This is a genomic window from Mycobacterium pinniadriaticum (assembly GCF_026242045.1).
In the GTDB taxonomy this organism is placed as follows: Bacteria; Actinomycetota; Actinomycetes; order Mycobacteriales; family Mycobacteriaceae; genus Mycobacterium; species Mycobacterium pinniadriaticum.
The window spans coordinates 1-12,353 of sequence record NZ_JAPJDO010000013.1 but is presented as its reverse complement, the minus strand read 5'-3'; the positions used below and the strand labels follow the sequence as shown (position 1 = coordinate 12,353).

General features: G+C 65.7%; 14 protein-coding genes and 1 pseudogene. 2 read left to right on the top strand and 13 right to left on the bottom strand.

Features of this window, described 5'->3' with window-relative positions:
* Window positions 1-27: 27 nt before the first annotated feature.
* The 9 genes from ORI27_RS16255 to ORI27_RS16215 form a co-directional block, all read right to left on the bottom strand.
* Complete coding sequence (locus tag ORI27_RS16255) at window positions 28-510, bottom strand: MarR family winged helix-turn-helix transcriptional regulator (protein ID WP_265998077.1); 483 nt, start codon at window positions 508-510, stop codon at window positions 28-30.
* A 297-nt stretch (window positions 511-807) separates the two neighbouring features.
* Window positions 808-1,794, bottom strand: coding sequence for an MBL fold metallo-hydrolase (locus ORI27_RS16250; protein WP_265998078.1), 987 nt, complete (start codon window positions 1,792-1,794; stop codon window positions 808-810).
* Complete coding sequence (locus ORI27_RS16245; RefSeq protein WP_265998079.1) at window positions 1,784-2,296, bottom strand: carboxymuconolactone decarboxylase family protein; 513 nt, start codon at window positions 2,294-2,296, stop codon at window positions 1,784-1,786. The genes ORI27_RS16250 and ORI27_RS16245 overlap by 11 nt, the downstream gene beginning before the upstream one ends.
* Window positions 2,297-2,326: 30 nt before the next feature.
* Window positions 2,327-2,878, bottom strand: a complete 552-nt coding sequence (locus tag ORI27_RS16240) for a GNAT family N-acetyltransferase (RefSeq protein WP_265998080.1) — start codon at window positions 2,876-2,878, stop codon at window positions 2,327-2,329.
* Window positions 2,879-2,888: 10 nt separating this feature from the next.
* On the bottom strand, window positions 2,889-3,782 hold the full coding sequence (locus ORI27_RS16235; protein ID WP_265998082.1) for a 5-oxoprolinase/urea amidolyase family protein: 894 nt from the start codon (window positions 3,780-3,782) through the stop codon (window positions 2,889-2,891).
* A complete protein-coding gene (locus ORI27_RS16230; protein WP_265998083.1) occupies window positions 3,779-4,441 on the bottom strand; it encodes a 5-oxoprolinase subunit B family protein in 663 nt (220 codons plus the stop codon). The genes ORI27_RS16235 and ORI27_RS16230 overlap by 4 nt, the downstream gene beginning before the upstream one ends.
* 90 nt (window positions 4,442-4,531) lie before the next feature.
* A complete protein-coding gene (locus ORI27_RS16225) occupies window positions 4,532-5,248 on the bottom strand; it encodes a queuosine precursor transporter (protein WP_265998084.1) in 717 nt (238 codons plus the stop codon).
* 23 nt (window positions 5,249-5,271) lie between these two features.
* Window positions 5,272-6,243 (bottom strand): ABC transporter substrate-binding protein, encoded by a 972-nt coding sequence (locus tag ORI27_RS16220; protein WP_265998085.1) that lies wholly within the window; start codon window positions 6,241-6,243, stop codon window positions 5,272-5,274.
* Between the two features lie 380 nt (window positions 6,244-6,623).
* Window positions 6,624-7,712, bottom strand: a complete 1,089-nt coding sequence (locus ORI27_RS16215; protein WP_265998086.1) for a phosphotransferase — start codon at window positions 7,710-7,712, stop codon at window positions 6,624-6,626.
* Window positions 7,713-7,857: 145 nt separating this feature from the next.
* Between ORI27_RS16215 and ORI27_RS16210 the strand changes: the two genes are divergently transcribed.
* Window positions 7,858-8,805, top strand: coding sequence for a DUF7064 domain-containing protein (locus ORI27_RS16210; protein ID WP_265998087.1), 948 nt, complete (start codon window positions 7,858-7,860; stop codon window positions 8,803-8,805).
* 148 nt (window positions 8,806-8,953) lie between these two features.
* Here ORI27_RS16210 and ORI27_RS16205 read toward each other — a convergent pair whose 3' ends face one another.
* The 4 genes from ORI27_RS16205 to ORI27_RS16190 form a co-directional block, all read right to left on the bottom strand.
* Complete coding sequence (locus ORI27_RS16205; protein ID WP_265998088.1) at window positions 8,954-9,553, bottom strand: LysE/ArgO family amino acid transporter; 600 nt, start codon at window positions 9,551-9,553, stop codon at window positions 8,954-8,956.
* Window positions 9,554-9,745: 192 nt separating this feature from the next.
* Window positions 9,746-9,925, bottom strand: coding sequence for a hypothetical protein (locus tag ORI27_RS16200; RefSeq protein WP_265998089.1), 180 nt, complete (start codon window positions 9,923-9,925; stop codon window positions 9,746-9,748).
* 139 nt (window positions 9,926-10,064) lie between these two features.
* Window positions 10,065-10,868: a siderophore-interacting protein gene (locus ORI27_RS16195; protein WP_265998090.1), complete on the bottom strand. Its 804-nt coding sequence runs from the start codon at window positions 10,866-10,868 to the stop codon at window positions 10,065-10,067.
* Window positions 10,869-11,477 carry a TetR/AcrR family transcriptional regulator gene (locus tag ORI27_RS16190; protein ID WP_265998091.1) on the bottom strand — a complete coding sequence of 203 codons (609 nt, stop codon included), beginning with the start codon at window positions 11,475-11,477 and terminating at the stop codon, window positions 10,869-10,871.
* Between the two features lie 86 nt (window positions 11,478-11,563).
* Here ORI27_RS16190 and ORI27_RS16185 point away from each other — a divergent pair.
* A pseudogene (locus ORI27_RS16185) lies at window positions 11,564-12,353 on the top strand (cytochrome P450); the annotation flags it as partial.

The window sequence follows — 12,353 nt, the reverse complement described above, 5'->3', positions numbered from 1 at the left end:
GAATAGCCTTCACCCGAACACCTTCCGTCAATCCATCGGCCGCTGCGCGGATGCGGCATCGTCCGCATTGGCGGCCAGTCGTCCGATGAGTGGAAACGCCACCCGCGCCGAAAGCCACAACTGCGTCTGCTCCTCGGCGGTCAGCGTTTCCATCAGGGCCGCCAGCCGTTCCCGGCGCATGCGCTTGCGATCGTCGAGCAATTCCTGACCGGCGGCGGTGATACCGATCAGGCAGGCTCGGCCGTCCTCGGGGTCGGGTAGCCGGGTCACCAGCCCGGCGCGTTCCAGCCGCTGGACCAACTGAGTCATCGACGGCTGGCTGACCCCTTCCTTGGCGGCCAGCGTGGTCAGCCGGATCGGCCCTTCGCGGCACACCCGGTTCAACGTGAAAGCCGCGGACGCACTCAGGTCGGCGCGGTCGCTGAGGAACCGGATCGTCAGATCCATGGCCTGGTCGAGGACATCGCCGACGCACTCGCTGACGTTTCGATCGGTCAGCTCACTTGCCACCCGGTATCTATATCACGCGTGCTATGTAGTGGCAATCAGTCCTCGATCCAGGTATCTCACAACCAATTCCCAGAATCGGTCGGCCGGACCGGAGTGTCGCAGCCAGGCGGCCTTGGTGATCCGGTGCAGGGCGGTCGGTGGCTGACCTCGTTGTCAGTGCCGACGGCTCAGTTGAGAGGTGTTGCGGGGCAATTGGTCCAGCGTCCACAGTGACGCATCGCTGCGGTGCGATCAACTGTCACCCCAATGAAAGCAGCCCAAAACCAACAATCGCGTCGGTGCTTTATATTCCGTCCACTATCTATTGCCGCCACCGGTGGCCGATTCCCGGGTCATCCGCGCGATCTGGCCGGCCATGAACTCCAACGTCTGCGGAACCGTCTTGAACGGCAGGTCGGGGTCCAGATCGTGGTAGATCGCGGCCACGATCGTCGGTAGCGTCATCGCCGCGTCGCCGAACTCGTCCACGTCGATGCGGGTCGCCGCCTCGTCGACGGGAACCCCCTCGTCGAACAACGCTCGGGCCTGGTCGTGCAGATACGTCCAGAACCGGATGCCGATATCGACCGCGGTCGTGATCTCGGTATCGCGCAGCACGGGCCCGTGGCCGGTCACGACGATCTCGGGGCGGATTGCCCGGATTCGCTCCAGCGCCGTGATCCAGTTGTCGACAGAACCGGACCAGACGACCTTGACGATGTCGCGGGTGAGCAGATCCCCGGCGAACAACACCCTGTGCTCGGGCAGGAAGGCGATCGCGTCGCCGACGGTGTGGGCCGGCCCCAACTCGTGCAACTCCACGTCGAGGGCTCCGACCCGCAGAGTCCGGTCGCCGGTGAACACCGTGTCCGCCCCCCGAACCCGCACAGTATGAAAGTCGAACGGACGGCCCAGCGGCGCCAGGGGATGCAGTGGCGATCCGGGATCGGTGCTGTGGTCGAACGCGGCGGCGGTCTGGTCGGCCTGGTCCTGAGTCATCAGCGTGCCGGCGGCGGCCGTCGCGATCACTTCCGCATCTCGGGGAAAGAGTTGGTTGCCGAAGATGTGGTCACCGTCGCTGTGGGTGTTGAACACGTAACGGACGGCAGCCAATGCGGTCACCGGTGCCATCGCGTCGACGAATTCCCGGGCGTGGCGCGGATCGTAGAGGGTATCGATCACCAGGGCCTCGCCGCCGCTGATCACCAGCCCGGCATTCGACAATCCGAAGTCGGTGCTTCCGGATACGAAGGCGTAGGCGCCTGAACCGAGTTCCACCAAGCCCTTCGAGAATTCAGACGTCATTGCCCTGCCTTTCGGGTTCGATGCCGAGCGTGTTGATGAACAGTGCAGTCATCACGTAGTGGCCGACGAGCAGAGTGAGCTCGGCGATCTCGCCGAGTGAGTAGTACGTCTGCACCGTCGTGAGATCGGGCGGCGGGCCTTGCACCGCACCGACGAGCTGGTCGACGAACTCCATGAGTGCGTCCAGTTCCGGACGGTCGAATGCGGAATCGCCGGCGATCACGCGCTCGATGAGATCGTCGGTCAGGCCGCAGGCGCGGGCCTGGGGGATGTGATGGTGCAGTTCATAGGCGGCGTGAGTCAGCGCGCCGACCCGCAGGATGACCACCTCCCGGACGGGGGCGGGCAACCGGCCGTCGTGGAAGGAGCGTCCCAGCGCCAGATAGGGTGCCGCGCTGGATCGGGTCAGCAGGAGTCCCCTGGTCAGGTCCAGCGGCAGCATGTCGTAGATGGCCCGTTGATCTGGCGACAAGGCATCGACCGCGGGTAGGGGAGTGCTCACGGGAGGCGTCCTTTCCGGAAGGGGGCCGGGCTACCAGACGTCGCCGTCGCGCCAATCGCAGGTCAGCTCGGCTTGGGGATCGACCTGGATGTCGACGGGCAGGACGAAGATCGAGCCGTCGTCTTCCGCGGTGCGGGTCACGCCGCCGGGGGCCAGCACCGAGGTGGGGCCCTGCCAGTGCACCCAGCCGCGGGGGCGGTAGATCTTCTCGCCGATCGGGCTCGAGCTCAACGCTCCGATCTGATATGCGCCGCGGATCACCTGCTCGATCGCGTCCATCACCGCGTGGGCCAGCCCCTGGCCACGCCAGTCCTCGTGCACCGCGACGCCTTCGACGTAACCGCAGCGCAGCGCCGTGCCGCGGTAGAGCAGCCGTCGTTGCACGACCGCGGCGTGGGCGACCAGTGCGCCGCGATGGGCGATGACGGCGTGCATCCCGCCCAGGGTGTGTTCCCAATCGGAGTCGGTGAAGTCGGTCCACGCGGCGAATGCCTCGGTGACCATGTGTTGAGCGTTCTGGCGGGTGTCGGTGTCCAGGTCGCTGGTGTGAACCAGCCGGGCGGTGTGGACCTGCGCGTGCACCCCCTCAGCTCTACCAGCCCGCGCGGCTCCCCGCTGCGATACGAGGTCTGGTCCAGTGCAGCCGCACCGTCTGGCCCGGTCTGATCTGGGCGACCTTGTCGGTGTCGGTATCGGTGACCACACCGATCACCGGGTAACCCCCCGTGACCGGATGGTCGGGACCCAGGATCACCGGATGGCCGTTGGGCGGCACCTGGATCGCCCCGCGAGTGGCGCCCTCGCTGGGCAACTGGCGGTCGGGCCAGCGGTAGGCCAGGGGTCGCCCGGCCAGCCGCATGCCGACCCGGTCGCTGCGGTCGGTGGCAATCCAATCGGTGTGCACGAGGGCGTCGGGGTCGGTGAACCAGTCGTCACGCGGGCCGGGCACCACGCGCAGTTCGAGGAGATCCTCGGCAATGGCCGCGACGGGGGCCTGGTCGAGTTCGGGATAACCCGTGGTGTGCGCACCCACCGGGAGGACGTCGCCGGGACGCAGCGGGAGGGGGCCGATGGCCGACATCACGTCGTAGCTACGCGAGCCCAGCACCGGTTCCACGGCGATGCCGCCGCGTACCGCGAGATAGCTGCGCAGTCCGGTGTGGGGAGCGCCGAGGGAGATCACTTCACCGGCACGGACATGGTGAATGCTGTTGGTGCCGAAGGGAACTCCGCTGACCGCCGGATCGGTGTCGGCGCCGGTCACCGCGATGTCGACATCACCGCCGTGCACTCGGGCGGCGAAGCCGCCCAGGGTGATCTCGACGGTGGCGTGGTCGTCGGGGTTGGCCACCAGACGGTTGGCCAATCGGTGTGCTCGGCGATCGGCGGCCCCGGAGCGGGTCACCCCGACGTGGGCCAGGCCGGGCCGGCCGAGGTCTTCGAGCAGAGCCAACGGGCCGGTGCGCAACACCTCGAGCGTGATCATCGCGAGTTCCCGGTGACGGCCCGGAACTGCACCAACATTCCCGGCTCCAGGAGTGCCGGTCGCGGCCGGTCGATATCCCACAACACCGCATCGGTGCGTCCGATCAGTTGCCAACCGCCGGGCGACTGGCGTGGATAGATGCCGCTGAACTCGCCGGCCAGCCCCACCGACCCGACCGGCACCGCGGTCCGCGGATCGCTGCGCCGTGGCACTGCCAGGCGCGGGTCGCCGCCCACCAGATAGGCGAAACCTGGTGCGAATCCACCGAATCCGACTCGCCACGGCACGGCGGTGTGAGCCTCGATCACACCGGCGACGTCCATGCCGGTGTGAGTGGCGACGTCGGTGAGGTCGGCGCCGTCGTAGACGACCTCGATCACCACGTCGACATGTGGTCCCCGGTGAGTTCCCGGTTCGGGGGAGTCGGCAGACATCTGTTTGAGTCGCTGCTGGGTGGGCGCGTGATATCGCGGATCGGCGAGTTTGATCAAGACGGTGCGCGCCGCCGGCACAATGTCGAGCACGCCGGGGAGTTTCGCGTGGCGCAGGGCCGCGGCCGCCGCCAGCACCTGCTCGGTCGACTCGCATTCCAGGAGCAGCGCCTGGTCGCCGTAGTCACGGATTATGTTGGACACCATGAGATCTGTCGCCACACTCATTGACCGACGGTAGATCCGTCGACGGGCCGGATCCGCGGGTTTTCGAGCACTGCCAGAGGTGCGCCAGGCATCTCATAAATATCGGCCGCGTCAAACCATCAGGGTGTAAGTCGGCTCGTGGCGCTTGATGTACCCGATCACCCGATAGGTCACCGGCAACATCACCACTTCGATGGCGGTCTTGTAGACCCAGCCCAGCGCGGTATACGTGACGAAGTCGCCGAAGGTGTTGATGCCGATGGCACCGGCGGCGATGCTGCAGAACACCAGGGTGTCACCGAGTTGTCCGGCGAATGTCGAGCCGACCAGCCGTGCCCACAGATGCTTTTCCTTGGTGTGCTCTTTGATCTTCACGACGGTCCACGCATTGACTGTCTGCCCGACGATGAACCCGGCCAGACCCGCCACGATCAGTTGGGTGTAGGCGTGCACGACGTTCTCGAAATGCTCTTGGTTGGTGTAGAAGTCCGCTGCCGGCAGGTAGATCGTCACCCAGAACGCCAGGGCGGCCAGCCCGTTCATCGCGAAACCGAGGATGATCGCCCGCCGCGCGGCTTTGAAGCCGTATACCTCGGAGAGCACGTCGCCGATCACATAGGTCAGCGGGAAGACGATGAAACCACCGTCGGTGATGATCGACCAGTTGCCGATGATCGGTCCGAACGCGACACCTTTGGTGGCGGTGACGTTGGAGATGATCACCAGGGCGGTGAACACGGCGACGAGGCCCGGATAGTAGAGCGAGCCGACTTGGGCGAATCCGGGGGTCGGGGCGTCGGCGCGCGCGGTGTCCTGGCTGCTCGTCACAGCTGCTATCCAAGCACGGGGGGTCAGCGCAGCGCGCGTGAGAGCAGTGCCGGCAGCTGGTCGGCCACCACCGGGTAGGACAGCGGCGAGGCGAACGCGATCGCGCCGGAGAGGTCCTTGCCGGTGAAAATGTTCCGGGCGTCCAGCGCGGCAACGGCCGGATCGGCGAGCAGCGCGGCCTGCTGCTCGTCGCTCTCGGTTGTCCAGATCAACACGTCGGCGGAATCGAGCGCGTCGCCGAGTTTGTTCCGGGGGATGGCGGCTTGCTGGTCGTCGACGGCGTAGGTGGCGAGGGTGTCCGGAATCTGGAAGCCCATCGCGGTCAGGAATTCGGTGCGCCAGCCGGGCCGGGTCGCGCTCACGGCGTCGCCGATGAAGCTGCCCGCCAAGAGCAGCGCCGTTTTGTCCTTGAATGCCGGGTGGTTCTTGGCCACCTCGGCGAGCTTGTCGTCGACGCTCGTTATCTGCTGCTTCATCTGCCTGCCCTGGAACACCGCCGTTCCCACCGCGGTGGCCTGGTCCTTCCACGGCTCGAAGAAGGCGTCCCCGTCGGACTGGGCGATCGTCGGCGCGATCGCCGACAGCTTCTGGTAGGTGTCGGCGTCGAGGCCGGCGTTGACCGCCACGATCAGATCGGGCTTGAGTGCCGCGATCTCGCCGACCTGAATTCCGTTGTCCAGGTTGAGCACAACGGGCTGCGCGGTCCCGAGCTTGGGCAGCGCCCAGGGCCACACCCCGAACGGCTGGTCACCGAACCAGTTGGTGACCGCGACGGGCACCACACCGACCGCGAGCAGATCGTCCTGCTCGGTGAGTCCGGCACTCACCACTCGTTTCGGCGGTGCGGTCAGGGTGGTCTCACCGAAGGCGTGTTTGACGGTCACCGACTCCGGCTTGGACCCACTGGGGCCGCCCGGGGAGCAGGCCGTCGCCGCCAGCAGGCTCGCGGCGCCGGCAACGCCCAGAAATCCTCGTCTGGTCCATCGGTCGCCCATCCTTGGGAGAGTAACCGGCGCGACGACCGAAGGTGGACCGGCGTCGAGACGGCGTCAGGGCGACACCGAGTCCGGTCGTCCCCGCCGCGATGAAGTCGTCCATGGCCACTCACCATGCCGGCGGCGCGTTCAAGTTGGAACCCGTCATTCAGGAGACCATTCCACTTGGGCCCAGTCATCCAGGACATGGCTCCGCTGGTTCACTGCTATCTGAACCACGGTGACGGCGACGGGCTTCGGCCCGGATTCGTCGTTGTCGATCAGCTCTAGTGCGGTGCACAGGCCCCGAAGCGAAGTGCTCAGCCAAGGCGCTTTCCTCGTGGGCACACCTGACCTGCTAACGCAGCCGCCTCATTCTCCCGAATCGGAGGCCACGAGCGTCATCCCAATAGCGTGGCGGCGTCGAGGTCTAGTGCCTGGGCGGCGTGCCTGCGAAAGCCCGACAAGTACAGCGCGTCACCACGTTCGGTGCGTTCCACGTGAGTACTGCTGCCGGCCCAGGCCATCAGCCCGTAGAGGCATTGTAGGCGGTAGTCGTCCCAGCAGCGGTTCCACGAGTAGTCGGTCACACCGTGCGCGACAAGCCCGGCATGGTAGTCACGGAGCAACTCGAGTTCGTGGTCGCGCCGGTCGCTGACGCTCAGACAGCTGCCCAGGTAGAAGGCGGGGTCCAGCAGCGGCGGACCAAGCCGACTCGCCTGCCAGTCGATGACCGTCAGTGCGGGAGCGGAATCGGCTGTCCCGAACAGCATGTTGTCGAGGCGGTAGTCGCCGTGCTGAATGACGAAGGGGCCATTCGACCACGCGATATCGCACCATTCCGGTGCTCGGGGTGCGACCCGTTCGCAGAGCTCGATCTCGTCGTGGTCGAGCTGCGACCCGAAGCGTTCAAGGAACACCGGCACCGATTGGGCGAATACGGTGAAGATCATCTTCGTGCGCTGCGGGTCAAGCCAGTTCAGGCTGGCGAGTTTCGGATCGTCCCATCGAGGGGTTTGTAGTTTGATGAGCTCTTCGAGGGCTGTGGCGGCTTGGTCGACAGAACCGCCGCGCACCATGTCGCCGACAACGGCTGCGGCGGAGAGATCACTGAGCACCAGGGTGAACCAGCCGTTTTCGAGGTCGATCTCGGCCAGGTGGCAGTCAGGCACCGTGATGTCGACGGTGGCCGCCAACTCCCGATAGAACCTGACTTCGGCTTCGTAGACGCCCATCATCACACCGGTTCGTCGCGCCGTCTCATCCAGCGAGGCGAGCTTGACAACGACTGACTCAGGTGCGCGTGCCGATTCTCCTCGGTAATGCGGGACGACGCGAACGGTGGAACCGGCCTGGCCGGTGCCCAACAAGGCGACGTCCAGCGCGTCGACGAACCCGCCGTCCAGCGCACCACTGCCGACCAGGACCTTGGTGAGCCACTCCGGAGTCAGGTCGGCCACGGTCCGGGCCAAGGGTGACGCCGCGTCCATCCCGGTTCGTTCAGGTGATTGATTGCGCATTTCAACCTTCCGGTGCGTCCTTCGCTACCAGGATGCAGACTAGCATCGCCAATATTATGCGCATATAGCTGTTATGATCCACCGAGATCGTGAAGCCATACGCAACGAGGGAGTCATGGCCAGGAACTACCATCCCGACGACGACCTTGTTCACAACGCCGACGGTGATCCGGCCTTCCAGGACAGCCACTGGCTGATGTGGTACGACACCGATCACGGTATCGGCGGCTTCCACCGGCTGGGTGTCAACCCAGCGCGTGAGAGCGCAGCATTCATGTGCGGTGTCGTCACTCGCGCCGGAGATCGGTTTCGTGCCCTCGACTGGAGCGTCCCGTGGGCTGCGTCGACCGGTCGGGGTTATGTCGTAAGCGATGCGCAACGACTGATCCTCGACGACGGTCTATGGCAGTTGAAGGTTCGCGATCGGGAGTGCGATGCCGACCTCATATGGCATGGCTGGGGGCCGATGTTGTTCTACGGCGCGCAGGCGACCACGTCCACCGCGCATTATGAAGGAGCCGGAACGGTCACCGGGACTGTGCGCTTGGGAAGCGATCGCTACGAAGTGAATGCCCTGGCATTCCGCGACCGTTCGTGGGGCCCGCGTGACTATCTGGCGGTTCTCGCGCATCGCTGGTTCGCCGGAACGTTCGGTGCCGATCTGAGCTTCTCGGCGATGACGATTCTCCTGCCGGACGGTCACCTCCACCGCGACGGCATCGTTATCCGTGACGGTAGAGTCCACTGCGCTCGTGACGTCGACATCGTGATTCGCCAAGAGGCCGACGGATTCAGTAATCGGGGAGGAACCCTGCGCCTGGGGTTCGCTGACGCCGAGGACTTCGTTGTCGAAGCGGCCGCCATCGACGGCATTGCCTTCGGGCTCCCCGGCGGGCTCGGATATACCGTTGAGACTATGTGCGTAGCGAATGCGGAAGGACGCCAGGGGTTCTGTAACGTCGAGGCCACCAACAACATTCACCGTGCCATAGCCTCGGACTCTTCAGTGCCGCTGTCGATTGGTGCGGCGGTGGATGACGGGCTGACGCGACGAGCGACGTGACGCCGAACAGAACATCCGCCGTCCGCAGACTTGCGCGTGTGCACAGCTCCCTTCGCCGCCACCACACTCGACGAAGCCACGCCGCCTTGGCGGACAACCATCAATTAGCAGGCTCGCCGCCTGACAACAACGTGTCAGGTCACGGCATCTACGGCACCGCCAGCGAGATGCCGAGTCCGATCATCGTGGCCGCGATCAGGCCGTCGAGAATGCGCCACGTCAGGGGGGTGGCGAACAGGCCGGCCAGCCGCCGGGCGCCGAACCCGAGACTGAAGAACCACACCACGCTCGCGGTCACCGCGCCGACGCCGAACAACCACCGGCTGTCGGCGTGCTGGTTGGCCAGCGTCCCGAGCAATACGACGGTGTCCAGGTAGACGTGCGGGTTGAGGAAGGTCATCGCCAAGCAGGTCAATACCACCGAGATCAGGCGAGCCGAGCCGTCTTGCGCCGGTGCCATGGTCGACGGTCGCAACGCTCGCCGTGCCGCGAGCGCCCCATAGCCGAAAAGGAAGCCCGCACCACCGATCTTGGCGACGGTGACCATCTGGGGGTGGGCGGTCACGAGTGCGCCGATTCCGGCGATGCCGGCGCTGATCAGCAACAGATCGGAGATCGCGCACACACTGACCACGGCCAGGACGTGCTCACGTCGGATGCCCTGCCGCAGGACGAAGGCGTTCTGGGCGCCGATAGCCGCGATCAGGGTGAACGAGGTCAGGAATCCGACGAGCAGGGGCGAGGTCACGGGATCGACCGTACGGAGCCGCGTTGAATCAGTACAGCTAAATATGCTTCATACGGTTAAGCAGAACTAATGCAGATTGTTTCAGGTGATATCCGCGCCTGGGCTCGTTCGGCCGACACCGTGCGGCGGCAAAGGCGTTGTTCTGTCAGGTGTTCCACCACGACGCGACGGGTGTCGTGGGCGGGGGCGCGGTCAGCAGATGGCGGCGGCTGCGATCAATCCGAACGCAATGAGCACGATGCTCAGCACGAACGCCGCGTGACCCATCGATAGCGCCACCACCACGCCGACCACGGCGGCGATGAAGATGACGACCATCAGGACGGCCATCAGCCCGCGATGTGGATTGATCGCACCGGACGAGAGCGGCACGGGTGTCGACCTTCTCGAACGTTCCATGCCGATCATCGAACACCTCCGGTTGTGATCTGGCTCATCATTCTCAGTATAGGTGATGCACATCACAAATAGGCCACGCCGGGGTCACCCTGTGTCGAGGTCGTGACCGTGTTCAGAGGCCGGCTTGTTCGAGCGCGTCGTCAAACTCCTCGGCTGCCACTTTGTCGTCCCTGCCTGCGGCGATCGCCCGGTGGTACACACCCGCGATCTCGTCGCCGACCAGGGCGAACTTGGCGTCCCATGTTTCGGAGTCGAATCGCCAGTACCCGCTGATGTCGTAGTGGTCGCGGGTCCAGCCCCGGCCGCGCAGGTACTTGCGGACCTGGCGCGATCCCGCGGCTTCGCCGGCGTACCAGCAGTAGCCGGGTGTCGGCAGGTCGGCCTGTCGCACCAATTCGGGGAGCCGGCTCGGCGCGAGGCCGTTTCCGGTGCCCAGGCTGGCAACGAGGGTGACGCCGGGGCCGGCGGGCAGGTAGTCGAGGTCATGATGGTCGACGGTCTCGACGATCACGGTGGTCGAGATGGCCGGAGGCGTTTCCTCGATGATGCGGGCGGTGGCGGGCAGGCCGGCGAGATCGCTGACCAGCACCTGCCACGCCGCGGCGGGTGGCGGGCGGTACCACGCGCGGGCGTGGTCGAGTCCGACTCGATCTCCAGTGGTCGCGGTCTGTGCCCAGGCGCTGCCCGCCCCGCCGGTGTGCAGCGCGATGTCGAGGTCGACCCGGTCGCCGTCGGTGCGCCGAACGGAATAGGTTCGTCCCTGGCCGGGAGACCCCGGATCGAAATAGACGCCGACGGCACAGTCGCCGCCCGACGGGATGGCCAGTGCTTCGGGATCGTCGACGCGCAGGCTGATCCGGCGCAGCCGCGAGCTGACGTGGACCGCCTCGACAACGGACGCGTGCGAGAAGCTCATCTAGATGGCTCCGGCCGCCCCGACGGTGATGGCGGTCAGGGTCTCGACGAGGGTGTCTTCGTCGGTGTCGATGTCACCGTGCAGCCACGCGATGATCAACTCCGTGGCCGCCGTGACCAGGGCCCTGGTCACGAGTTGACGGTCGACCGATGATTTCGGCGCTCCGGTGAAGGGCATCGCCTCGGCGGCGATGCGGCCGGTGAACTCACCGATCTCGCGTTGTTGGAGCGCGCGTAGCCGCGGGAACCCTGGTGACTCCATGTAGAGCCGCGCATCGGCGGCACTGACGACCAATGTGTGCACCACCGTGCGGAGTACGCCGTGTGCTCGGTCGGCTAGCGGGGTGGTGCTCAGCACGGTCTCCATCGCCGCTTTGAGCCGGACGTACAGCTCGTCGGCGCAAGCGTCGAGCAGGTCGTCTTTGGTGGCGAACTCGGTGTAGAAGTACCGCTTGCTCAATTTCGCGCGCTGGCAGACCACGTCGACGGTCAGCGCCGCCACGCCGTGTTCGGCGATCAGGGCGCGCGCGGCCTCGAGCAGACGCTCGCGGCGTTCCTGCGAGCGTTGCCGGGGACTCAGCCCTCCGTAGGTGCGTCCTTCGACCGTCACGAGACCATCTTGACCCCTTTGTGGTGCGCGCCATAATCTAGAACGAGACCGTTCTAGATTACCCGCTCGGCGCAAGGGAGTGACCGATGACCGCACGGATCATGGATGACGCGGCCCGTGTTCTGGCCGAACCGACGTCCTACACGGACGAATCGGCGCTCCATACGGCGCTGGCGCACCTGCGTGCCCACGCTCCGGTGTCGTGGGTCGACGTGGAGGGGTATCGGCCGTTCTGGGCGATCACCAAACACGCCGACATCATGGACATCGAGCGGCAGAACGACCTGTTCACCAACGATCCTCGGTCGATCCTCGTGGCGACCGAACTCGACGACAAACTGCGCGCCGACCGCGAAGCCGGGATCGGGCTGAGCACACTGATCCACATGGACGACCCGCACCACCGCGATATGCGCAAGATCGGCGCGGACTGGTTCCGCCCGAAGGCGATGCGGGACTTGAAAGCCCGCTGCGACGAGCTGGCCAAGATCTACGTCGACAAGATGCTCGAGCGCGGCCCCGAACTCGACTTCGCCCAGGAGATCGCGGTCAACTACCCGCTGTATGTGATCCTGACCCTGCTGGGCCTGCCGGAATCGGACTTTCCCCGGATGCTGAGCCTGACCCAAGAACTGTTCGGCGGCGACGACACCGAGTTTCAACGCAATGAATCCAGTGACGCCATGCTCGCGGTGCTGCTGGACTTCTTCAACTACTTCGCCGCCCTGACCGCCTCGCGGCGCGAACACCCCACCGAGGACCTGACCTCGGCGATCGCCAACGCCACCATCGACGGAGCGCCGCTGTCCGACATGGACACCGCCTCCTACTACGTCATCGTCGCCAGCGCCGGCCACGACACCACCAGCGCCGGAA